Source organism: Shinella yambaruensis (genome assembly GCF_022899355.1).
Taxonomy (GTDB): Bacteria; Pseudomonadota; Alphaproteobacteria; order Rhizobiales; family Rhizobiaceae; genus Shinella; species Shinella yambaruensis.
The window spans coordinates 382,919-406,655 of the sequence record NZ_JALJCK010000002.1; the positions used below are offsets into that span (position 1 = coordinate 382,919).

19 protein-coding genes are annotated in these 23,737 nt (G+C 67.1%); 15 read left to right on the top strand and 4 right to left on the bottom strand.

The features are described 5' to 3' along the window. Positions 1 to 26: 26 nt before the first annotated feature. The 5 genes from MUU56_RS05715 (at position 27) to MUU56_RS05735 (ending at position 5,181) form a co-directional block, all read left to right on the top strand. A complete protein-coding gene (locus MUU56_RS05715; protein WP_244766348.1) occupies positions 27 to 476 on the top strand; it encodes a c-type cytochrome in 450 nt (149 codons plus the stop codon). Between the two features lie 175 nt (positions 477 to 651). Further along, the gene (locus MUU56_RS05720; RefSeq protein ID WP_244766349.1) at positions 652 to 2,226 is read left to right on the top strand and encodes a D-aminopeptidase; all 1,575 of its coding nucleotides are present in this window, start codon (positions 652 to 654) and stop codon (positions 2,224 to 2,226) included. Positions 2,227 to 2,359: 133 nt separating this feature from the next. Beyond that, complete coding sequence (locus MUU56_RS05725) at positions 2,360 to 3,211, top strand: D-amino-acid transaminase (RefSeq protein WP_244766350.1); 852 nt, start codon at positions 2,360 to 2,362, stop codon at positions 3,209 to 3,211. Positions 3,212 to 3,346: 135 nt separating this feature from the next. Then, positions 3,347 to 4,384, top strand: a complete 1,038-nt coding sequence (locus tag MUU56_RS05730) for a DmpA family aminopeptidase (protein ID WP_244766351.1) — start codon at positions 3,347 to 3,349, stop codon at positions 4,382 to 4,384. Next, positions 4,381 to 5,181, top strand: coding sequence for a M55 family metallopeptidase (locus MUU56_RS05735; protein ID WP_244766352.1), 801 nt, complete (start codon positions 4,381 to 4,383; stop codon positions 5,179 to 5,181). The genes MUU56_RS05730 and MUU56_RS05735 overlap by 4 nt, the downstream gene beginning before the upstream one ends. Here MUU56_RS05735 and MUU56_RS05740 read toward each other — a convergent pair. After that, entirely contained in the window at positions 5,153 to 6,124 is a 972-nt protein-coding gene (locus tag MUU56_RS05740; RefSeq protein WP_244766353.1) for a LysR family transcriptional regulator, read from the bottom strand. The genes MUU56_RS05735 and MUU56_RS05740 overlap by 29 nt on opposite strands. Before the next feature lie 182 nt (positions 6,125 to 6,306). On the opposite strand from MUU56_RS05740, the gene MUU56_RS05745 reads away from it, so the two are divergent. From MUU56_RS05745 to MUU56_RS05785, 9 genes are all read left to right on the top strand, one after another. Beyond that, positions 6,307 to 7,932, top strand: coding sequence for an amidohydrolase (locus tag MUU56_RS05745; RefSeq protein ID WP_244766354.1), 1,626 nt, complete (start codon positions 6,307 to 6,309; stop codon positions 7,930 to 7,932). Positions 7,933 to 7,988: 56 nt separating this feature from the next. Further along, positions 7,989 to 9,581, top strand: a complete 1,593-nt coding sequence (locus tag MUU56_RS05750; protein ID WP_244766355.1) for an ABC transporter substrate-binding protein — start codon at positions 7,989 to 7,991, stop codon at positions 9,579 to 9,581. A gap of 84 nt (positions 9,582 to 9,665) precedes the next feature. Next, a complete protein-coding gene (locus tag MUU56_RS05755) occupies positions 9,666 to 10,601 on the top strand; it encodes an ABC transporter permease (protein WP_244766356.1) in 936 nt (311 codons plus the stop codon). 5 nt (positions 10,602 to 10,606) lie between these two features. Continuing rightward, complete coding sequence (locus MUU56_RS05760) at positions 10,607 to 11,428, top strand: ABC transporter permease (protein WP_244766357.1); 822 nt, start codon at positions 10,607 to 10,609, stop codon at positions 11,426 to 11,428. Next, positions 11,425 to 12,336, top strand: a complete 912-nt coding sequence (locus tag MUU56_RS05765) for an ABC transporter ATP-binding protein (protein ID WP_244766358.1) — start codon at positions 11,425 to 11,427, stop codon at positions 12,334 to 12,336. The genes MUU56_RS05760 and MUU56_RS05765 overlap by 4 nt, the downstream gene beginning before the upstream one ends. Next, positions 12,333 to 13,295, top strand: a complete 963-nt coding sequence (locus MUU56_RS05770) for an ABC transporter ATP-binding protein (protein ID WP_244766359.1) — start codon at positions 12,333 to 12,335, stop codon at positions 13,293 to 13,295. Before MUU56_RS05765 ends, MUU56_RS05770 begins: the two co-directional genes overlap by 4 nt. Positions 13,296 to 13,381: 86 nt before the next feature. Next, positions 13,382 to 15,253, top strand: coding sequence for a sigma-54-dependent Fis family transcriptional regulator (locus MUU56_RS05775; protein ID WP_244766360.1), 1,872 nt, complete (start codon positions 13,382 to 13,384; stop codon positions 15,251 to 15,253). Positions 15,254 to 15,415: 162 nt separating this feature from the next. Beyond that, on the top strand, positions 15,416 to 16,489 hold the full coding sequence (locus MUU56_RS05780) for a 2,3-butanediol dehydrogenase (RefSeq protein WP_244766361.1): 1,074 nt from the start codon (positions 15,416 to 15,418) through the stop codon (positions 16,487 to 16,489). Between the two features lie 66 nt (positions 16,490 to 16,555). Continuing rightward, on the top strand, positions 16,556 to 18,355 hold the full coding sequence (locus MUU56_RS05785; protein ID WP_244766362.1) for an NAD(P)/FAD-dependent oxidoreductase: 1,800 nt from the start codon (positions 16,556 to 16,558) through the stop codon (positions 18,353 to 18,355). 76 nt (positions 18,356 to 18,431) lie between these two features. Here MUU56_RS05785 and MUU56_RS05790 read toward each other — a convergent pair whose 3' ends face one another. From MUU56_RS05790 to MUU56_RS05800, 3 genes are all read right to left on the bottom strand, one after another. Beyond that, complete coding sequence (locus MUU56_RS05790) at positions 18,432 to 19,805, bottom strand: aspartate aminotransferase family protein (protein ID WP_244766363.1); 1,374 nt, start codon at positions 19,803 to 19,805, stop codon at positions 18,432 to 18,434. Between the two features lie 257 nt (positions 19,806 to 20,062). Beyond that, positions 20,063 to 21,559, bottom strand: coding sequence for an NAD-dependent succinate-semialdehyde dehydrogenase (locus MUU56_RS05795; protein ID WP_244766364.1), 1,497 nt, complete (start codon positions 21,557 to 21,559; stop codon positions 20,063 to 20,065). 131 nt (positions 21,560 to 21,690) lie between these two features. Continuing rightward, the gene (locus tag MUU56_RS05800) at positions 21,691 to 22,173 is read right to left on the bottom strand and encodes an Lrp/AsnC family transcriptional regulator (RefSeq protein ID WP_244766365.1); all 483 of its coding nucleotides are present in this window, start codon (positions 22,171 to 22,173) and stop codon (positions 21,691 to 21,693) included. Positions 22,174 to 22,275: 102 nt separating this feature from the next. Here MUU56_RS05800 and ehuR point away from each other — a divergent pair, with 102 nt between their 5' ends. Beyond that, positions 22,276 to 23,661 carry a MocR-like ectoine utilization transcription factor EhuR gene (gene ehuR / locus MUU56_RS05805; protein WP_455431258.1) on the top strand — a complete coding sequence of 462 codons (1,386 nt, stop codon included), beginning with the start codon at positions 22,276 to 22,278 and terminating at the stop codon, positions 23,659 to 23,661. The last annotated feature ends 76 nt before the right edge of the window (positions 23,662 to 23,737 follow it).

A 23,737-nucleotide genomic window follows, 5' to 3' on the forward strand; every position in this document is an offset into this window, starting at 1 on the left:
ACCGGCTTCCTATCAGGACAGGAACCATGACACGAAACGATCAACAGCCCGGGCATTCGAAGACTGCGCCCGGCGCACCGGAAAAGCCGGCGTCGGCCGGCAGCATGAACAAGGGGAAGATTGCCGTCATCGCCATTGTCGCGGTGGGCATTGCCACTGCCGCCCTCTGGACGCGTCGGGGCGCGGAGGCGCCGGTGACCGGAGCAGCGACCGGCAAAGATGCCATGGTCGCGGTCACCGTTCCCGCCACCCTCTCGGAGGCGGCGAAGATGGGGGAGAAGGCGTTCAACGCCGTCTGTGCCGCCTGCCACGGCGCCAATGCCGCGGGAACCGAGGCCGGGCCCCCGCTGGTGCATGAGATCTACGAGCCCTCGCACCACGGCGACCCAGCCTTTGCGGTGGCCGTCGCCAACGGTGTGCGCGCATCACTGGACATTTGGCGACATGCCGCCCCAGCCGGCGATGACATGGGCTGACCTCCGGAACGTCATCGCCTATGTGCGCGAGCTGCAGCGGGCAAACGGTATCGACTGACCGGCGCATGCCCTGCCGGCCAGATTTGCCGAGTTGCGAAGCGGCCACGGATGGCAACAATGGCCGCCCGTGAGATTCGCAGCGATCCCCGCAGGTCAGGCGCCGGGCGGGGCAAGAATGGAAGGCAGGCAGGGCATGATCGACGGCAAGCGGCTCGAAGCGGAGATGGATGCGCTTCCCCTGCGGTTCCCCGGGCCGGGCGGCGTCGCCAGCGTGGTCAGCGAAGGGCGGGTCGTCGCCCTTCGTGCCTGGGGGTTCTCCGATCTCGACACGCCTCGGGCCATGACGACGGGGACGCGGCTGCCGATCTGCTCGGTCTCCAAGCAGTTCACCTGCGCGGCCATGCTCGCCGCCTGTGGGGCGCCGGAGGCACTCGATGGACGGCTTGCCGCGCACCTGCCGAATTTCGAAGGCCCGCTGCCGCGCGTGCGCGATCTCTGCAACAACCAGTCGGGCCTGCGCGACTACTGGGCGCTAACCGTGCTGCACGGCGCCAGGGCCGAGCAGCGTTTTTCGCGCGATGACGCGGCAGCGGTGTTCGAGCGCACGCGCAGCGGGCACTTTGCGCCCGGCACGCGCTATTCCTACAGCAACGGCAATTTCCGCCTCGTCTCCGATCTTCTCGAGGAGTTCTCCGGCGAAACGCTCGAGGCGCTCTATGCGCGGCACATCTGGGAGCCGGCCGGCATGGCCGGCGCGGTGCTGACCGCCGATACCCGCCAGCCGGAGGACGGCATGGTGGGCTACGAGGGCAGCGACGCCACCGGCTACCTGCCGGCGGACAACGGCATCTACTGGCGGGGCGATGCCGGCATTTCCGCCTCGCTCGACGACATGATCGCCTATGAGCGCTGGATCGATGCTACGCGCGGGGATCCGGACAGCCTCTACCGGCAGATCGCGGTGCCGCAGACCTTCCGTGACGGTGCGGCCGCGGCCTATGGTTTCGGCCTGCAGCATTCGCGTGTCGGTGATGTCGCCTTCACCGGCCATAGCGGCGCCCTGCGCGGCTTCCGGGCCTACCGGGCTCATTCGGCCGAAGCGCGGCTCTCAGTCGTGGTGATGTTCAACCATCACGGCGATGCGCATGGGGCGGCGCACCGGCTGCTGCGCACCGCGCTCGGCCTGCCGCACCCCGTCCCCCAGCCGCTCGGCGAGCGCTGGGGTGGGCAGTGGATGAGCCGCGAGACCGGTCTTCTCGCGCGGCTGGAGCCGGGCCTCGACGCGGCGACCCTGCGGTTCGGCACGTCGCCGGAAAGCCTTTCGCAGACGGAGGACGGCGGCCTTGCCTCCTCGTCCGTCACGGTCGCCCGCGCGGGCGAGGACCTCCTGATGCAGCGCGCGCAGGAAAATTACGCCGAGAGGCTGGCGCCGGTCGCCCCGGTGCCGGCGTTCGGAGACGGGCGCCTTGCGGGCCGCTACCGCTCCACCGAGCTGGAGGCGGATATCGTCATCGAATGCCGCGACGGGGGGACCTATCTCTGGGCGGAGGGTTTCCTCGGCGCGGGCCGGCCCGAGATCGTCCAGCCGGCCGGGCCCGATATCTGGATCGTCGTGACGCGCCGCTCGATGGACGCGCCCGCTCCGGGGGACTGGACGCTGTTGGCCGAGCGCGATGCGGCCGGACACATCACCGGCCTGACGCTCGGCTGCTGGCTGGCCCGAGGAATCCGCTATACCCGATGCACGTGACAATACCTAAGTCATTGCGAAACAATGGCTCAGGCGATTTTTGCATAGGATGCTGCCCAAATTGAATTGGTCAGCCGCGGCAAGTCGCACCAATGTTCGGCGCAAAGAGCCACAGGCGCAGCAAGGGGAACAGATGGGCAGGATCGTCTACGTCCACGGTCAATTCGTGCCGGAGGAGGAGGCCAGGATCGGGCTGTTCGATCGTGGCTTCCTGTTCGGCGATGCCGTCTACGAGGTGACGGCGGTGATCGCCGGGCGGATGATCGACAACGACCTGCATCTCGCCCGGCTCGAACGTTCGCTGAAGGAGCTGGGCATCCCCCTGGCGCTGGCCCGGCCGGACATCGTGGCCGTCCAGACGGAACTTATCGCCCGCAACGCCCTGCAGGACGGCACGGTCTATCTGCAGGTCTCGCGCGGCGAGGCGGACCGCGACTTCTTCTACCCCGCGACGCTGGCGCCGCGGCTCGTCGGCTTCACGCAGGCCAAGACCCTCACCGGCACCAAGGCGCAGCAGAACGGCATTGCGGTCGATCTTGCCGCCGATCCGCGCTGGCAGCGGCGCGACATCAAGACGGCCATGCTGCTCGGCCAGGTGATGGCCAAGCAGGCGGCGCGCGCCCGCGGTTTCGACGATGTCTGGCTGGTGGAGGACGGGTTGGTGACGGAGGGGGCCTCCTCGACCGCCCACGTCATCACCGCCGATGGCAGCATCCTCACCCGCGCCGCCTCGCAGGCCACGCTGCCGGGCTGCACCCAGCGCGCCCTTGCGCGACTCTGTGCCGCCGAGGGCCTGCACATCGAGGAGCGCGCCTTTACGCCCGCCGAAGCACAGGATGCCGCGGAGGCCTTCCAGACCTCCGCTTCCAGCCTGGTCACGCCCGTCGTGCGCATCGGCGACCGGGTGATCGGTGACGGAAGACCCGGGCCGCGGACGCGGGCACTGCAGGCGCTCTATCTGGAAGCGGCCGGCGTTTCGGTCTAGAGCATTTCCCACCGAAGCGAAGTCGCTTCGGCGTCGGATAATGCGGTAAAAGCAGGAATCCAGAGCATTTCCGGCGAGGCGGCTCGCTCGGGAAAAGTCATCCTTTCAAGGATTGGAAGGCCGGAAGGGGCGGACATGAAGACGGCGCGTGAACTGGGGCTGATCCCTGAGGGGCGGCTGGAGCCGGGGCCGGGCAATGCCATTACCGATGTTGCCGGGGTCGCCGTCGGCCATCGCTCGCTGCGCGGCGAAGGCCTCTTCACCGGCGTGACGGCCATCGTGGCGCATCCCGGCGATCTCTTCCGCGTCAAGCCGCGGGCGGCGGTCGAGGTCGTCAACGGTTTCGGCAAGTCGGCCGGGCTGATGCAGGTGGCCGAGCTCGGCACGATCGAGACGCCGATCCTGCTCACCAACACGTTCGGCGTCGCCGCCTGCACCGAGGCGCTGATCCGCCGCGCCATCGCCGCCAATCCGGCGATCGGCCGCAAGACCTCGACGGTCAACGCGCTGGTCTGCGAATGCAACGACGGCAGCATCAACGATATCCAGGCGCTCGGCGTGACGCCCGCGGATGCAGAGGCGGCCCTCGATGCCGCGCGGCCGGGGCCGGTCGAGCAGGGCGCGGTCGGTGCCGGATCCGGCATGACCGCCTTCGGCTTCAAGGCCGGCATCGGCACCGCCTCGCGGCTGATGCGCATCGGCAAGCGCGACTTCATGCTCGGTACGCTGGTGCTCGCCAATTTCGGTGCCGCGGGCGATCTCGTCCTGCCGGACGGCCGCCGGCCCGATCCGCGGGTGCCGGCAAGCCCCGAGCGCGGCTCGGTCATCGTCGTCATGGCGACGGACCTGCCGCTGGGGGACCGGCAATTGCAGCGCGTCGCCCGGCGTGGCGGCGCGGGGCTTGCAAGGCTTGGCGCCTTCTGGGGCCATGGCAGCGGCGATGTCGTCCTCTGTTTCACCACAGCCGATCCGGTGGAGCACGATCCGGCGGCGCCCGTCGCCATGCAGCAGCGGCTGTCCGACAGCTATATCGACATCGCCTTCCGCGCCGCCGCGGAAACCACGCAGGAGGCGGTGCTGAACGCGCTCTGTGCGGCTCCCGCCACGCCGGCGCGCAGCGGCCGCATCTATCCCGCCCTCACGGACTGGCTGAAGGAGAGCTCCGCCGCATGAAAGTCTTCATCTCCGCCGACATCGAAGGCACGGCCGGCATCGCCCATTGGAACGAGGCGGAGCGCACCCACCCGGACTGGGCCGAATTCCGCGCGCTGATGACGGGCGAGGTGGTCGCCGCCTGCGAAGGCGCGCGCGCCGCCGGCGTCACGGAAGTGGTGATCAAGGATGCCCATGACAGCGGCCGCAACCTCATCCTCGACCGCCTGCCCGACTACGCCCGCATCGTGCGCGGCTGGTCCGGCCATCCGGACGAGATGATGTTCGGCATCGACGCCGGCTTTGCCGCCGCGATCTATACGGGCTACCATTCCAAGGCCGGCACGGAGGGCAATCCGCTCGCGCACACCTCCAACCTGCGCATCTCTCGGCTCCTGCTGAACGGCGAGGTGGCGTCCGAGTTCACCTTCAACGCGCTCTGCGCGGCCGGCTACGGCGTACCGTCCGTCTTCCTCGCCGGGGACGTGGGCATCTGCGCGGAGGCGCGGGCCATGGTGCCCGGCCTTGCGACGGTGGAAACGCTGGATGGCAGGGGCCGCGCCTCGACATCCATCTCGCCGGCCTGGTCGCGCCGCCTTATCCGCGAAGGCGTGGCGGCGGCGCTGTCGGGCGACTTCGCGCAGGCGCTGCCCGCAAAGGCGGATCACTACGAAGTGGTGATCGAGTTCAGCACGCCGACCGAGGCCTACCGGGCCGCGTGGTATCCCGGTGCGAAGGCACATGGTCCCCGTGCCGTCGCCTTCGAGCACAGGGATTTCTCCGAAATCCTCAGGGCGCTGCTCTTCCTGAAGGTCTGATGTCCGGCGGCCCGCGTTCGAGAAGCTGCCGCGCCGTGCGCCAGAAATCCTCGACCTTGCCGGTTCGGCTCGCCGCATGGCGGTAGAGGCGGACTTCGAGGTCGAGGTTCCAGCCCTCGTCCACGGAGGCCGGCACGAGGCGGCCCGCCTCCATCTCCTCGCGCGCCAGGCTCTCCGGTAGCCAGCAGACGCCCGCGCCCGTCACCGCCATGTTCATCAGCCCGGCGCTGATGGTGTTTTCATGCGTCGTGCGCCGGCGGAAGGGCGGGCGGCGCAGGAGGAGGCGCGACAGGGCGACGCCGAAGAACGAATTGAAGCCGTAGCTGAGATAGGGAATGGCGAGCCGCGGCTGCGCGACGGCGCGGTCGAGGAGATTGCGCCCGGGCTGCAGCTGGCCCGAAATCGCGATCTCCGCCGATACCAGCGGCATCAGCCGGTCGCGCCCGACCGTCAGCGAGGCGAACTGGCCGCGGTCGAGATGGAACGGCACTTCCGGATGGGCATAGGTGAGGAAGAAATCCGCCTCGTCGCCGACGAGTGCGTCGAGATTGGCCTCGATGCCGCCGCGATCGGGGATGAGCGAGGTGCTGAAGGCGCCGCCCGCGCCTTCCAGCGTCTTCAGCCAGCGCGGGAAGAAGGTGACCGTCAGCGTGTGCAGGGCGGCAAAGCGGATGAGGCCAGGCTCATGCGCGGGGCGCAAGGCTTCCCGTGCCGCATAGAAGGTGCGGATCGCCTCCTGTGCGACGGGCAGGAAATTGCGCCCCGCGGGCGTCAGCTCGGCCGGCATGGTGGCGCGGCTGATCAGCGTGGCGCCGAGCCAGCCTTCCAGCTGCTTGATGCGGCGGCTGAAGGCCGGCTGGGTGACATTGCGCAATTCGGCGGCGCGCGAAAAGCTGGACGTGTCGGCCAGCGTCACGAAGTCCTCCAGCCACTTGATCTCCATTTGCGCGTCCCCCGGTGCCTTCTGCGCGGCGAAAGCGATCATAAGTCATTCAATCGAAATGGGTATGCCGATTTCGCATAGGATCGTGCCAAAAGCGAATTGGCCAAGCCCGCCGCAACCTTTCAGTTTGCGCGTGGAGGAAATGGGCGCTGGTTCGCCGGTGCCGACAGGGGGAGCTGTGCATGGCATTCGGAATTGAAGCCGATCTTGTCCTCATCAATGGCCGCATCTGGCGGGGACGGGAGGAAGGCATCTGCGAGGCCCTGGCCGTCTGGCAGGGCAAGGTTCTGGCAACCGGCAGCACGGCCGACATGCTGAGCCTGAAGGGGGCGGCGACCGAGGTGATCGACCTCGAGGACCGTTTTGCGACGCCCGGCCTCATCGACAACCACCTGCATCTCATCGCGACCGGCATCGCCATGGGCTTCGTCGATGCGACGCCCGCAGCCGCGCCGACGCTTGCAACCCTGATGAAGGGCATTGCCGAGCGCGCGGCTTCGACGCCGAAGGGCGGCTGGGTGCGCGCCCGCGGCTATGATCAGGTCAAGCTCGACACCGGCCGCCACCCGACGCGGGACGATCTCGACCGCGCCGCGCCGGATCACCCGGTCCTGCTGACGCGCGCCTGCGGCCATGTCTCCATCGCCAATTCCCGCGCGCTGGAACTTGCCGGCATCAGCGAAGCGACGCCGGTGCCCGATGGCGGCGTGATCGGCGTCACCGACGGGAAGCTCAACGGCTTTCTCGCGGAGAACGCCCAGAACCTCGTCAAGGCCGTCATGCCGCCGGCGACCACCGAGGAGCTGATCGACGGCATCGAGCGGGCCGGCCGGCATCTGCTTTCCTTCGGCATCACCAGCTGCATGGATGCGGCGGTCGGCCATGTCGCCGGGTTCTCCGAGATCCAGGCCTATGAGATGGCAAAACTGTCCGGCCGCCTGCCGGTGCGCGTCTGGCTGACGCTGCTCGGCGATCCCGGCGTCTCCATCGTCGAGGACGCCTGGCGCGCCGGGCTGCTGTCGGGTGCCGGCGACGACATGCTGCGCGTCGGCGGCGTGAAGGTCTTCCTCGACGGCTCGGCCGGCGGGCGCACCGCCTGGATGACGAAGCCCTATGAGGGCGAGCCCGACAATATCGGCGTGCAGATGCTGCCGGACGAGACGGTCGAGGCGGTCGTTCGCGATTGCCACGACCGCGGCTACCAGATGGTCTGCCATGCCATCGGCGACGGGGCGATCGAACAGCTGATCACGGCCTATGAGAAGGCGCTCGCCGCCAACCCGGATCCCGACCGCCGCCACCGCATCGAGCATTGCGGCTTCTCCACGCCAGAACAGCATGCGCGCATGCAGGCCGCCGGCATCCTGCCCGCGCCGCAGATGGCCTTCATCCACGATTTCGGCGACAGCTACATTTCCGTGCTCGGCGAGGCGCGCGGCAAGCCGTCCTATCCGATCGGCACTTGGATGCGCATGGGCCTCAACCCCTCGACCGGTTCGGATTCGCCGGTCTGCTCGCCCGATCCCTTCCCGAACCTTCACGCGATGATCACGCGCCAGACCGGCAAGGGCACGGTGATGGACGCGTCCGAGCGGCTGAGCCCGGAGGAGGCGCTGCAGGCCTATACGGAACACGGCGCCTATTCCCAGAAGGCCGAGGGCGTAAAGGGCCGGCTCATACCCGGCCAATGGGCCGATATCGCGGTCTTCGACAACGATCTTCTGACAGTGGAGTCGAAAACCATTCTCTCAGGCACGCGCTGCCTGCTGACCCTGCTTGCAGGCCGTGTCGTGCATGATGCGCGGTAAACGCCTGCCGGACTGAACTGAAACGATGCCGAAAACGGCACGAGAGGGAGAACGACATGCTCAAGACACTGACACTGGCCGCAATGCTCAGCCTCGGCGTGGCTTCCGGGGCGCTCGCCGCGGGTGAACGCCAGGGCGGGACGCTCGTCTTCACCGCACCCTACGGATCGAGCTTCGCCACGCTCGACGTGCAGGCGAGCCCCAACACGCAGGAAGAGTTCATCACCCAGGCGATCCACCGCGCGCTCTACAGCTGGGACTCGATCCAGAACAAGCCGGTGCTGGAACTGGCGGATTCCGAGGACGTTTCCGAGGACGGCACGGTCCATACCTATCACCTGCGCAAGAATGCCGTCTTCCACAACGGCAAGCCGCTGACGGCCGACGACTTCATCTACAGCTACAAGCGCATCGCCAATCCGAAGAATGCCTTCCCGGGGGCGAGTTTCATCGCCAATATCAAGGGTGCGGACGACTATATCGTTGGCAAGGCGGACGAGATTTCCGGCCTGAAGAAGATCGACGACAACACGCTGGAGATCACCTATACCGGCCCGATCAATCCCGGTTTCCCGCTGATGCAGAACACGACGGTCATCTATCCGTCGAATGTCGAGGACGAATCGAGCTTCGGCAAGTCCCCCGTCGGCCTCGGCGCCTTCACCTTCAAGGAGCATGTGCCGGGCTCGCAGGTCGTCGTTGAGAAGTTCGACAAGTATTACGAGGAGGGCAAGCCCTATCTCGACCGCATCAACATCGTGCTGATGGCCGAGGATGCCGCGCGCGACGTCGCCTTCCGCAACAAGGAGATCGACGTCTCCATCCTCGGCCCGACGCAGTACCAGGCCTATCAGGGCGAGGACGCGCTGAAGGGGCAGTTGCTGGAGGTCGCCGAGGTCTATACCCGCAACATCGGCTTCAACCCGGCCTTCGAGCCCTTCAAGGACAAGCGGGTGCGCCAGGCGATCAACCACGCCATCAACGCGCCGCTGATCATCGAGCGCCTCGTCAAGAACAAGGCCTATCCGGCTTCCGGCTGGCTGCCGATCTCCTCGCCGGCCTTCGACAAGGACAAGCCGGCCTATGCCTTCGATCCGGAAAAGGCCAAGGCCCTGCTGGCGGAGGCCGGTTATGCCGACGGCTTCGAATTCGAGGTAACGGCGAGCCCGAACGAAAGCTGGGGCGTGCCGATTGTCGAGGCCATCCTGCCGATGCTGAAGAAGGTCGGCATCACCGTGAAGCCGAAGCCGGTGGAAAGCTCGGCGCTCGGCGAGGCGGTGACGACCAACAACTTCCAGGCCTTCATCTGGTCGAACCTCTCCGGCCCCGACCCGCTGAACGCGCTGCGCTGCTACCACTCCAAGACGGCGCAATCGGCCTGCAACTATACGAGCTATGCGAGCGCCGAATTCGACAAGCTCTACGACGCGGCCCAGCAGGAGCGTGACCCCGCCAAGCAGAACGACCTCCTGCGCCAGGCCAACAACATCGTGCAGGACGACGCGCCGGTCTGGTTCTTCAACTACAACAAGGCGGTCATGGCCTACCAGCCGTGGATCCACGGCCTCGTTCCCAACGCCACGGAACTGGCGGTCCAGCCCTATGACGAGATCTGGATCGACGAGACCGCGCCGGACTCGCGCAAGTAAAGCCTTGAGGGGTTCGGGGGCGGCATCGATGTCGCCCCCGCATCGATTGTCGCGCCCGTCCGGGCGGCCAAAACGGAACCGCTCATGCTTCGCTTCACCCTGCGCCGCATCTTCCAGATCATTCCGACGGTCGTCGTGGTGGCGCTGCTAATCTTCGTCATCTTCTCCGTCGTGCCCGGAACCTTCGCCGCCAGCCTCTTCGCCGATGGCAAGCGCGCCGCCGATCCGCAGATGATCGCCCGCCTCAACGAGGAGTTCGGCCTCAACAAGCCGCTGATCGAGCGCTTTACGACCTATGTCACGGATCTTGCGCAGTTCGACCTCGGCACCAGTTTCCGCACGCGCCAGCCGGTGATCGACCTCATCAACGACCGCATGTGGGCCTCGCTGCAGCTTGCCATCGCCGCCATGGTCTTCGCCCTCGTCGTCGGCGTGCCGCTCGGTTTCCTCGCCGCGCTCCGGCCCGGCTCCGTGCTCGACACGGTGACGATGATCGGCGCGGTCTCGGGGCTCTCCATGCCGCAGTTCTGGCTGGGCCTCCTGATGATGTATCTCTTCGCCCTGCAACTGAACTGGCTGCCGAGCTTCGGCTATGGCGACGGCTCGTTCCGCAACCTCATCCTGCCCGCCGTCACCCTCGGCGTCACGCCGCTGGCGCTTCTCGCGCGCACCACGCGGGCGGGCGTGCTCGATGTGCTCAACGCCGATTTCATCCGCACCGCCCATTCCAAGGGCATGAGCGAGGCGAAGGTCGTGCGCTGGCATGTGGCGCGGAACGTCCTGGTGCTGATCGTCACCACGGTCGGCCTGCAATTCGGCTCGCTGATCGGCCAGGCTGTCGTCATCGAGAAGCTGTTCGCCTGGCCCGGCATCGGCTCGCTGCTGGTCGACAGCGTCGCCATCCGCGACATTCCCGTGGTGCAGGGCACGATCCTCGTCATCGTGCTGTGGTTCCTCGTCATCAATACGGCCGTCGATCTGATCTATGCCGCGATCGATCCGCGCATCAAGCAGGAGTGACGGGAATGCGCCTCGGCTTCAACTTCTGGCTCGGCGCGAGCCTGACGGCGCTGGTCATCCTCGCCGGCGTGCTCGCCCCGTGGATCGCGCCCTTCGATCCGGTGCTCGACGCGGACCTGATGAGCTCGGAACTGCCGCCCGACGCCACCTTCTGGTTCGGCACGGACGGGCAGGGGCGTGACGTTTATACCCGCATCCTCTACGGCGCGCAGATCTCGCTGACGGTGGGCATCGTCTCGCAGGTGATCAACTCGGTCATCGGCATCACGCTCGGCATGACCGCCGGCTACTGGGGCGGCTGGTGGGACGACCTGGTGAACGGCCTCACCAACGTCATGCTCGCCATCCCCTCGCTGATCTTCGCGCTCGCCGTCATGGCGGTGCTCGGCCCCGGCCTGCCGTCGCTCTTGATCGCGCTCGGCCTCACCAACTGGAGTTGGACCTGCCGCATCGCCCGCTCCTCGACGCTCTCCTTGAAATCGCAGGGCTACGTGCAGGCGGCGCAGACGCTCGGCTACGGGGACCTGCGCATCATGTTCACGCAGATATTGCCCAACATGATGGGGCCGATCCTCGTCATGGCGACGCTCGGCATGGGCTCGGCCGTGCTCTCCGAAGCCGCGCTCTCCTTCCTCGGCCTCGGCATCCAGCCGCCGTTCCCCAGCTGGGGCTCGATGCTGACGGATGCGCGCCAGCTCATCCAGCTCGCGCCCTGGGTGGCGATCTTCCCGGGCCTTGCCATCTTCCTCTCCGTGCTCGGCTTCAACCTTCTGGGTGACGGTCTGCGCGACAGCCTCGACCCGCATATGAGGACGCGCAAGCCATGACCGCGCCGCTTCTCGACATCCGGAACCTTCGCCTCGGCGTCGCGCTCGGCCGCTCCGTCCACCATCCGCTGCTGAAGGACGTCACCTTCCAGATCATGCCGGGCGAGGCCTATGGGCTCGTCGGCGAATCCGGCTCCGGCAAGTCGATCACCTCGCTGGCCGTCATGGGGCTTTTGAAGAAACCGCTCGCCGTCTTCGGCGGCGAGATCCTGTTCAAGGGCCAGAACCTGCTTTCCCTGCCGAAGCGCGAGATGCGGCGCCTGCGCGGCAACCGCATCGCCATGATCTTCCAGGAGCCGATGACGGCGCTGAACCCGCTGTCCACGGTCGGCCGGCAGATCGCCGAGATGTTCGTGCTGCACCAGGGCAAGAGCTGGGGCGAGGCGGAAAAGCTTGCCGTCGAGGCGCTGGGCAATGTGCGCGTGCCCAATCCCGACCGCCGCGCGAAGAACTATCCGCATCAGATGTCCGGCGGACTGCGCCAGCGCGTGATGATCGCCATGGCGCTCGCCTGCAATCCGGATCTCCTCATCGCCGACGAGCCGACCACGGCGCTCGACGTCACCGTGCAGGCCGAGGTGCTGCGGCTGATCAAGGAGCTCTGCGCCGCGCGCGGTACGGCCGTGCTCTTCATCAGCCACGATCTCGGCGTCATCGCCAGCATCTGCCAGCGTGTCGGCGTGATGTATGCCGGCTGCCTCGTCGAGGAGAACGAGACGCGGGCGCTTTTCGAAAATCCCCGCCACGCCTATACGCGCGGCCTGCTCGGCGCCCTGCCGCGCCTCGGCAGCCGCAGCGCGCACGGCCGCCAGCGTCTCGTCGATATCGACAGCATCATCGCCGACCGCTCGAAACTGACGGAAACCCGCTTCATCGCGCCGCGCGGGGCGGAAAGGGGCCAGCCATGACAGCGCCCCTGCTGCAGGTGGACGATCTTCATGTCCGCTTCCCGATTTCCGGCGGCGGCCTGTTCGGTACGGGACGGCGCATGCTGCACGCCGTCAACGGCATCAGCTTCGAGCTCGCCAAGGGCGAATGCCTGTCGATCGTCGGCGAATCCGGCTGCGGCAAATCCACCACGGCCCTCTCCATCCTCGGCCTTCAGGAGCCGACGGAAGGCACGATCCGCTATCGCGGCCAGCCGCTTGCCGGTCCCGGCGCGCCGGGCCGCATGCAGCGCGCCAAAGCGGTGCAGATGGTCTTCCAGGACCCCTATGCCTCGCTGAACCCGCGCCAGTCCGTGCGCACCTCGCTTGCCGCGCCGTTGAAGCTGCACGGCGTCACCGCGGCGTCGGAAATCGAGGGCCGAATCGAGGCCATGCTGAAGAATGTCGGCCTGACGCCCGAGCAGGCGCGCCGCTATCCGCACGAGTTCTCCGGCGGACAGCGCCAGCGCATCGGCATCGCCCGCGCGCTGATCCTGGAGCCGGAGATCGTCGTGCTCGACGAGCCGGTCTCCGCCCTCGACGTCTCGATCCGCGCCCAGATCATCAACCTGCTGCTCGACCTGCAGGAAAAGCTCGGCCTTTCCTATATCATGATCAGCCACGACCTCAGCGTCGTCGAGCACATGAGCGACCGGGTGCTGGTGATGTTCTTCGGCGAGGTGGTGGAGGAGGGCGGCTGGCGGCAGATCTTCGAGACGCCGACCCACCCCTATACTCGCCGGCTGATCGCCGCCATTCCCGATCCGGATGCGGCGCTGAACCCGGGCGCGGCCGCTTTCGCGGCGGATGCGCCCCTGCCCGATGGGCGCCGCTTCGTGTCCGACGGCAGCGCGGCGCCGGATGTCTTCACGCCGCCGGTGCCCTCCGCGCTCACCGAGATCGCCCCCGGCCATCGCGTGCGGCTGGCATCGACGGCTTGACCGCCCGCGAGGGCATTTCGCATCCGACCTATGGGTGATTGTCCCGCGGCGGCTCCTGTGCCACCATGCGGGCGGGAGGATGTCTTATGGTGTCGACGCTGTCGCACATACGGGAGATCGAACGCGTCGGCATGGGCGCCGTCAGCCCGCGCGATGCGCCCGTCGTCAAATCCTGGCTGCGCTGCCTCAACGACTACAAGCTCGACCCGACCATCGCGCAGGAAGCCTATATCGTTCCCGAACTGAAGCTGCGCGAGCATCGCGAGCAGGCGGAGGAACTGATCCGCATCGGCCGCTCCGGCCTCGAAGGCCTGTTCAACCAGGTCGCCGGGCAGAACTATGTGCTGCTGCTGTCCGATGCGCGTGGCGTCACCGTCGATTTCATGGGCGATCCGACCTTCGACAACCAGCTGCGCAAGGCGGGGCTCTATCTCGGCTCGGAATGGTCGGAAAACCGCGCGGGCACCTGCGCCGTCGGTGCCTGCATCGTCTCCGGCGAGCCGGTCATCATCCACCAGGACGATCATTTCGATGCCAGCCATATCGGGCTGACCTGCACGGCCGCGCCGGTCTTCGACACGCTGGGCGACCTCACCGCCGTGCTCGACATTTCCCAGCTCCGCTCGCCGACCGCCAAGGCCAGCCAGCAGCTGGCGCTGCATCTTGCCACCTCCACCGCGCGGCGCATCGAGCTTGCCAACCTCATGACCCGCACCCGCAACGACTGGGTGCTGCGCCTTGCCCGCTCGCCGGAATTCCTGGACGTCGATCCGGACGCCGCCATCGCGCTCGACGGTTCCGGCCGCATCACCGGCATGACCCATGGCGGTTTCGGCGCGCTCGCCCGCTCGATGAACATGCGCGGCCTGGCGACGCGCGATTTCCTCGGCCTGCGGATCTCCGAGGTCTTCGACATGGATGTGGACGACCTGCCGCGTTTCATGCGCGGCCGGCCGAACGGCGAACGCCTGCTGCGCGCGAAAAACGGCCTCGTGCTCTTCGCCAGTGCCATCGCGCCCGCCGTCAGCCTGCGCGCGCCGAACATTCCGGCGCCGCGTCTGCCGCGGGCGTTGCGCGACCTCAGCCAGGGCGATACGGCGATGGAGCGGGTGCAGGCGCGGGCGGCGAAGCTTGCGGCGCGCGACATCCCGATCCTCATCCAGGGCGAGACCGGCAGCGGCAAGGAGTTCCTCGCCCGCGCGATCCATGACAGCTGCGGCGGCAGCGGCAACTTCGTCGCCGTCAATTGCGCGGCGATCCCCGAACATCTTATCGAGTCGGAGCTGTTCGGCTACACGCCCGGCGCCTTCACCGGCGCCAGCCAGAAGGGCAAGCGCGGCCTGATCGAGGAGGCGAACGGCGGAACGCTCTTCCTCGACGAGATCGGCGACATGCCGCTCACGCTGCAAAGCCGGCTGCTGCGCGTGCTTTCGGAAAACGAGGTGCAGCCGGTCGGCGCGCTGAAGGCGCGCCCGGTGCGCCTGCGCGTGCTCTCCGCCTCGCACCGAGACCTTGCCGACCTGGTGAAGGAGGGCCGCTTCCGGCAGGATCTCTACTATCGCCTGAATGCGGCGACGCTCAGCCTGCCGGCCCTGCGCGAGCGGCAGGACCTCGGCTGGCTGATCGACCAGCTTCTCGCCCGCATCGAAAAGGAGAACGGCGAGACCTACCGCATCGACAAGGCGGCGCAGGCCGCCCTGCTGGCCCATGCCTGGCCGGGCAATCTGCGCGAGCTTTCCAATGCGCTGCGCGTCGCCGCGGCGCTCTCCGAGGGCGGCGTCATCGATGTCGACTGCCTTCCGGACCATCTCTTCGCCGGGGCCGTGGCCGCCCCGTCCGACGATGACGGCGAACTGCGCCAGGCCCTCAGCGATTGCGGCAACAATGTCTCCGCGCTCGCCCGCAAACTCGGCGTCAACCGCTCGACCATCCACCGTCGCCTGAAGCGTCTCAACTGACGCGGCGCCTGCAACACCTGTTGCACGCCACCTGTTGCATTTCGCCCGGCGGCGGAATCCTCTTCCTCGCAATCGTTTGAAAAGGCATTGAAATCGGGCGCTCCGCCAGTCTGGCACGGCGCTTGCTGACCTTCCTGTGCAAGAACAACAGGAGGAAACACAATGAAAGCTCTGCGCTTTCACGCCGCCAAGGATCTGCGCATCGAGGAGGTTGATGCCCCGCCGCCGCCCGGCCCGGGCGAGGTGCTGGTCGAGAATCGCTTCTGCGGCATCTGCGGCACGGACCTGCATGAATATGCCTATGGCCCGATCTTCGTGCCGAAGGAGCCGCATCCCTTCACCGGCGCGCACGGGCCGCAGATCCTCGGCCACGAATTCGGTGGCGTCGTCAAGGCGGTCGGCGCGGGCGTCGTGCATGTGAAGCCCGGCGACCGGGTGTCGATCCAGCCGCTCATCATGCCCCGCCAGGGCGACTACTATGCCGATCGCGGCCTCTTTCATCTCAGCAGCAACCTCGCTCTTGCCGGCCTTTCCTGGCATTCCGGCGGCATGGCCGAGGCCGCCCTTCTCAACGACTACAATGTCCAGCCCATTCCGGACGCCCTGAGCGATGAGGAGGCCGCGCTCATCGAGCCGACGGCGGTCGCCGTCTATGCCTGCGATCGCGGCGGCGTGACGGCCGGCAACAGCGTGCTCGTCACCGGCGCCGGTCCGATCGGCATTCTCGTCGCCATGGCGGCGCGTGCCGCAGGCGCCTCGCAGATTTTCCTCTCCGATCTCAACGATACGCGGCTGGCGCTGGCGCGCGAGGCGCTGGGCACGGTGCGCACCATCAATCCGAAGACGGAAAAGGTGGGCGACGTCATCCGCGCCGAGACGGAGGGCGGCGTCGGCTGCGATGTCGCCATCGAATGCGTCGGCAACGAGCATGCGCTGAAGAACTGCGCCGATGCGGTGCGCAAGCAGGGCGTCGTCGTGCAGACCGGGCTTCACCCCGGCGAGAACCCGCTGAACTGGTTCGACGTCACCTTCAAGGACATCGATATCCGCGGCTCCTGGGCCTATCCGACCCACTATTGGCCGCGCGTCGCCCGGCTGATCGCCAGCGGCCAAATCCCGGCAAGCCGCATCGTCACGAAATATGTCTCGCTCCGCGAGGCCGTTTCGGAAGGGTTCGACCAGTTGCTCGACCCGGCCGGCAAGCACCTGAAGATCCTGATCGACCTGTCCCGCTAGGCCGGTCCGTCTTGCGGGGCGGTTGAGGAGCCGCCCCGTCTTTCACCTGAGCAGGAGGAGAAACATATGCTCGACAAAACCCCCACCACCCGCGTCCAGACGCTTCTCGATACGCTCGGCGCGGCCCTCGAGGCCGACCGGATCGACGATGCCGTCGCCCTCTTCGCCGAGGAATGCTACTGGCGCGACCTCGTCGCCTTCACCTGGAACCTCAAGACCGTCGAGGGGCGCGATCAGGTGCGCGACATGCTGCAATCGCAGCTCTCCACCGCCAGGCCTTCCAACTGGCGCGTCGCCGACGGCGAGGCGGCGACGGAGGCGGATGGCGTCCTGGAAAGCTGGATCTCGTTCGAGACGGCGGTCGGGCGCGGTTATGGCCTCGTGCGCTTCAAGAGCGGCCTCATCTGGACGCTGCTGACGGTGCTGTCCGAACTGAAGGGCCACGAGGAGAAATCCGGCTTCACGCGCCCGCTCGGTGCCAGGCATGGCCAGAATGTCGGCGCCAAGACCTGGAAGGAGGAGCGCGAGGAGGAGGAACGCACGCTCGGCTACGAAAAGCAGCCCTATACCGTCATCATCGGCGGCGGGCAGGGCGGCATCGCGCTCGGCGCGCGGCTGCGCCAGCTCGGCGTGCCAACGATCATCCTGGAAAAGAACGACCGGCCCGGTGACAGCTGGCGCAAGCGCTACAAGTCGCTCTGCCTGCACGATCCCGTCTGGTACGACCACCTGCCCTATATCGATTTCCCGAAGAACTGGCCGGTCTTCGCGCCGAAGGACAAGATCGGCGACTGGCTGGAATTCTACACCAAGGTCATGGAGCTGAACTACTGGACGCGCTCCGCCGCCAAATCCGCCAAATGGGACGAGGCCGCCGGGGAATGGACCGTCGTCGTCGACCGCGACGGCGAGGAGGTGGTGCTGCGGCCGAAGCAGCTGGTCTTTGCGACCGGCATGTCCGGCAAGGCGAACATCCCGGATTTCAAGGGCCGCGAGCGGTTCAAGGGCGAGCAGCACCATTCCTCGCAGCATCCGGGTCCGGACGGTTACAGGGGCAGGAAGGTCGTGGTCATCGGATCGAACAATTCGGCGCATGACATCTGTGCCGCGCTCTACGAGGCCGGCGTCGACGTCACCATGATCCAGCGCTCGACGACCCATATCGTGCGCTCCGACACGCTGATGGATATCGGCCTCGGTTCGCTCTATTCGGAGCAGGCGCTGGCGAACGGCGTGACGACGGCGAAAGCCGACCTCATCTTCGCCTCGCTGCCCTACCGCATCATGCACGAGTTCCAGATCCCGCTCTACGACAAGATGCGCGAGCGCGACGCCGATTTCTACGCGGCGCTGGAAAAGGCCGGGTTCCAGCTCGACTGGGGCGCGGACGGCTCGGGCCTCTTCATGAAGTACCTGCGCCGCGGCTCCGGCTACTATATCGACATCGGCGCCTCACAGCTCATCATCGACGGCAAGGTGAAGCTTGCCGCGGGGCAGGTGGAGGAGATCACGGAAAACGCCATCAGGCTTTCCGATGGCAAGGAAATCCCCGCCGACGTCATCGTCTATGCCACGGGCTACGGCTCGATGAACGGCTGGGTCGCCGATCTCATCGACCAGGAGACCGCCGACAAGGTCGGCAAGGTCTGGGGTCTCGGTTCGGATACGCCGAAGGATCCGGGACCCTGGGAGGGGGAGCAGCGCAACATGTGGAAGCCGACACAGCAGGAGGCGCTGTGGTTCCATGGCGGCAACCTGCACCAGTCGCGCCACTATTCGCAATATCTCGCCCTGCAGCTGAAGGCGCGCATGGAAGGCATCCCGACGCCGGTCTACGCCCTCCAACCGGTGCATCACCGGAAGTAGGCCGGCGCGCCGAGGGCGGGCGGCGCTGCGCCACCCGCCCTCGATGGGGTCGTGCCGGTATGGATTGCCGGCCGGCTTAGCCGAGAGCCGCCTTCACCGCATCGGCCGTCGCCTTCACGACGATGTCCGCTTCTTCCCTGGTCAGGCACAGCGGCGGGGCGAAGCCCAGAATGTCGCCCTGCGGCATGGCGCGGCCGATGACGCCGCGTTCCAGGAGGGCGGCGGAGACCTGCGGGCCGATCTTTCTGCCCGGATCGAAGAAGGCGCGGTCGTCCTTGTCCTCGACGAATTCGACCGCCGCCATCAGGCCGTCGCCGCGCACCTCGCCGACATGCTTGTGGTCGCCGACGGCCTTGGCGAGTTCGCTGCGGAAATAGGCGCCGGTGGAGCCGGCATTTTCCACGAGGCCGAGCTCGTCGATGAGTTCCAGATTGGCGACGCCGGCGGCGGCGCAGATCGGGTGCGAGGAATAGGTCCAGCCGTGGCCGATGGGGCCGAGTTCATCCGAGCCCTTCACCAGCACCTCCCAGACCTTGTCCGAGACGATGGTGCCGGAGAGCGGCGCATAGGCCGAGGTGAGGCCCTTGGCGATGGTGATGAGGGCGGGCTTCATGCCGTAGTGGTCGGAGCCGAACATCGTGCCGAGGCGGCCGAAGCCGGTGACGACCTCGTCGGCGATCAGCAGGATGTCGTACTTGTCGAGCACGGCCTGGATCTTCTGCCAGTAACCCTTCGGCGGCGGCACGATGCCGCCGGTGCCGAGGATCGGCTCGCCGATGAAGGCGGCGACGGTGTCCGGGCCTTCGGCAAGGATCATCTCCTCCAGCTTGTCGGCGCAATATTGCGCGAACTGTTCCTCGTCCATCGACCGGTCCGGCCGGCGGAAGAAATAGGGGGCCTCCGTGTGCAGGATCGGCGCGCGCGGCAGGTCGAAGGCGTTGTGGAAGAGATGGAGGCCGGTCAGCGAGCCGGTCATGACGCCGGAGCCGTGGTAGCCGCGCCAGCGCGAGATGATCTTCTTCTTCTCCGGCCGGCCGAGGATGTTGTTGTAGTACCAGACGAGCTTGATGTTGGTCTCGTTTGCATCCGAGCCGGACAGGCCGAAATAGACGCGGCTCATGCCCTCGGGCGCACGGTCGATGATCATCTTGGACAGCGTGATCGAGGCTTCCGTGCCGTGGCCGACATAGGCGTGGTAGTAGGCGAGGTTCTTCGCCTGCTCTGCGATGGCGTCGGCGATCTTCGTGCGGCCGTAGCCGACATTGACGCAATAGAGGCCGGCAAAGGCGTCGAGGCTCGTCTTGCCGTTCGTGTCGGTGATGTAGACGCCTTCGCCGCCGCCGATCACGCGCGTCGGCGTCTCGCCGCGGGCGTGCATGCCCATATGGGTGGAGGGGTGGAAGAAGTGGTCGCGGTCCCAGGCGGTGAGTTCGTTGCGTCGGTCGAGCATGGTCTTTTCCTTTCGAAGTCGGTTGTTTTTAGAGTTCTGGGGCGCGGTTGTCCGATATTTTCACCGTCATTCCCTTTTTCCCATCGTCATCCTCACTCTCCCTCCGTCATCCTCGGGCTTGACCCGAGGATCCACAATCTCGGTGGCACATGGATCCTCGGGTCAAGCCCGAGGACGACGTTCGAGAGGTTGGGCACCCCGGGGTCGGGCGCCCGGAGCAGGTGCCCGGAATCAAGCCGGTGGAGGCGCGCCCGCGCTCAAGCAGCGGTGTCGATGCAGAGATATTTCAGTTCCGTGAAGGCCTCCATGCCGTGGCGCGAACCTTCGCGGCCGAGGCCGGATTGTTTCCAGCCGCCGAAGGGGATCGGCCCGCCGGTGATCTTCACGCGGTTGACCGCCACCATGCCGTATTCCAGCGCGCGGGCAAGCCGCATCTGGCGCGCGCCGTTCTCGGTGACGACATAGGCGACGAGGCCGTATTCGGTGTCGTTGGCGCGGGCGATCACTTCCGCCTCGCTGTCGAAGGCCGTGACGGCGGCGACGGGGCCGAAGGTTTCCTCGCGCATGATCAGCGCATCGTCGGAAACCTCGGTCAGAAGCGTCGGTTCGTAGAACAGCGGGCCAGCCTTGTGGCGCCTGCCGCCGGTGAGGACTTTCGCCCCGCGTTTCACGGCGTCGGCCACCTGCTCCTCCACCTTGGCGATGGCGCGCTCGTGCATCAGCGGGCCGATCTCGACATCCGCATCCAGCCCGGCACCGACCTTCAGCGCCGCGATGCGGGCCTTGAAGGCCTTGGTGAAGGCGGCAAGGACGGGGCGCTCGACATAGATGCGGTTGGCGGCAAGGCAATCCTGTCCCGATGTGGCGAACTTGGCGTTGACGGCAATGTCGGCCGCCTTCTCTATATCGGCGTCGGCAAAGACGATCAGGGGCGCATGGCCGCCGAGCTCCATCACGAGGCGCTTCATGGTCGGCGCGCACTGGCCGGCGATCAGCCTGCCGATCTCCGTCGAACCGGTGAAGCTCATGGCGCGCACGCGGGCGTCGGCGTTCATGCAGCCGACGATGGTGGCGGCATCGCCCGTCACGACATTGAAGACGCCTGCCGGAAGGCCGGCCCGCTCGCCGAGTTCGGCAAGCGCGAGGGCGGAAAGCGGCGTTTCGCTGGAGGGATGGGCGACCAAGGTGCAGCCGGCGGCAAGCGCGGCGGCGGCCTTGCGGGTGATCATGGCGGAGGGGAAGTTCCACGGCGTCACGATGCCGACGACGCCGAGCGCCTCGCGGCGCACGATCATCTCGGCGCCGGGCAGGTGGCTCGTCACGCTCTCGGCATTGAGGCGCTTGCCTTCCTCGGCATACCACTCGATGAAGGAGGCGGCATAGTCGATCTCGCCGCGGGATTCGGCGAGTGGCTTGCCCTGTTCCAGCGTCATCAGCAGCGCGAGGTCCTCGCGCGCTTCGAGGATCAGCCCGTGCCATTTGCGCAGGATCGCGGCGCGCTGCTGCGCCAGCAGGTCCCGCCAGGCGGGGAAGGCCTGCGCCGCGGCCGAGACCGCCTCCGCCGTCTGGCCGGCATCGAGCGCGGCGACCCAGGCGAGCGTCGCGCCGGAGGCGGGGTCCGTCACGGCGAAGCTGTCGCCATCGCGGCCGGCCACCCAGCGGCCGCCGACATAGGAGAGTTCGCGCAGCAGGTGAGGATCGCCCAGGCGGGCGAGCGCTTCGTGGAAAACGGTCCGGGCGAATAGGGCGGTCATGTCGGCCTCCTCTGGCTGTGTCGACGGTAAGTCTGCCAGAGGCGCGGCGACAGATTGTCTATTGCCGGGCTCGGCCGTAGAGACTTTGGCCAAACCTGCCGCCGGCCATAGACAATCTCTCTACGTCGATATCAGTCCGGGGCCGGCAGCAGCGTCGTCAGCGGCAACACGGTCTCCTCCTTCACCGTCTTGGTGACGATGTAGGTGAAGTAGCGGTCGATGCCGAGTTCGCGGTCGAGCAGGTCGTCCACCAGCCGCTGGTAGGCGTCGATGTCGGGGGCCATGATCTTCAGGATGTAGTCGACGCCGCCGCCGACGGACCAGCAGGCGACGATCTCCGGCGTTGCCGCCACCGCGCGCTCGAAGCGGTCGAAATCGGCCTGCCGATGGTTGGCCAGCGTCACCTCCATCATGACGCTGGCGACCGGCGCCAGGCGCCGCACCGCGACGCGCGCATGATAGCCCGTAACGATGCCCGCCTTTTCCAGCTTGCGCAGCCGCAGCCAGCAGGGCGTCGGGGAAAGGCCAACCTTCTCCGCCAGCGCCAGCTTGGTGATGCGCCCGTTCTCCTGGATCGCCTCCAGGATGCGCAGGTCGATGGCGTCGAGTTTCATGCGGTCGCCCTCCGGGCGGATATCATGTCAAAGCGAGGAAAAAGACAATGGAAAGGCATTTTGGCGTTGTCAATTGAACTGAATTTGAGCACTGTTGAAATCATGACAAATTGGCGACCCGATATATCCCAATTGCGCCGGCCGGCCTACCTTTCTCTCGCCGAGCAGATCGCCCGCGCCATCCAGGAAGGGCTGCTGCCCAACGGTACACGCCTTCTGCCACACCGCAAGCTTGCCGACGACCTGAAACTTTCCGTGCAGACCGTCAGCCGCGCCTATGACGAACTGATCCGCCGCGGCCTGATTTCCGGCGAGATCGGCCGCGGCTCCTTCGTGCAGACGCGGCCGAAGGAGCCGGAACCGCCCTACCTGCCCGAGCGGCTCGGCGAGCTGGTCGACCTGTCGATCCTGAAGCCCGTCTGCGAGCAGATCCACCTGGAGCGCATGCGCGAGGCCTTCGGGTGGCTCGCGGAAAACCTGCCGTCGAGCTCGGCGCTCTCCTTCCGCCCCAACATGGTTTTCCCGCGCCACCGGACCGTCGCGGCCGAATGGCTGGCGCGCTGCGGGCTCGACATTTCGCCGCTCAACATCAGCCTCACCAACGGCGCGACGTCCGGCATGACGGTGGCGCTGATGAGCGTCGCCCCGCCCGGCGCGACCGTTGCCACGGAGGCGATCAGCCACCACACGCTGGTGCCGCTCTCCACCTATCTCGGCCTCCATCTGGAGGGCCTGCCGATCGACCGCGACGGCATGATCCCGGAGGCGCTGGACGAGGCCTGCCGCAAGGGCGTCATTCGTGCCGTGTTCCTGCAGCCCTCCGTCATCAACCCGACCGCGACGCTGATGAGCGGAGAGCGCCGGCAGGCGCTGGCCGAGGTGGCGCGGCGCCACGATATCGCGATCATCGAGAACGACATTCTGGGGCCGCTCGTCGAGGAGCGGGCGCCGCCGCTCGCCGCCTATGCGCCGGAGCGCACGCTCTACGTGACGAGCTTCACCAAGATCACGGTGCCGGGCCTGCGCATCGGCTATCTCGCCGCGCCCGACCGCTATGTCGCGGCCGTCGCCAACCGGCACCTCGTCTCGAACTGGATGGCGACGCCCTCGATCGCCGAGATCGCCACGCGCTGGGTCGGCGACGGCACGGCGATGGAGCTCGTCACCTGGCAGCGCCGGGCGCTGGCGGCGCGCCATGCCATCGCGGAGGAGATCTTCGCGGGCCTGCCCTATCGCTCGCATCCCCAGAGCCTGCATGTCTGGCTGCCGCTGCCGGAAGGGCATACGGAGGAGGGCTTCGTCTCGCAGGCCCGCCTGCGCGGCGTCGCCATCGCGCCCGGCTCCTCCTTCCGCACCGCCGACCAGGGCTGGCAGCCCGCCGTGCGCATCTCCCTCGGCTCGACGACGGAGCAGGAACTTCGCACGGGCCTCGGCATCCTGGCTTCGCTGGCCAGCGGGAACCCGGAGGCGCTGCTGCTCGCGATTTGAGTGCGGATGCCCGCGAAATGGGCGGTGAAACAATAATTGTCATGAGATTATTATCTACATTGACATGATTTCGATC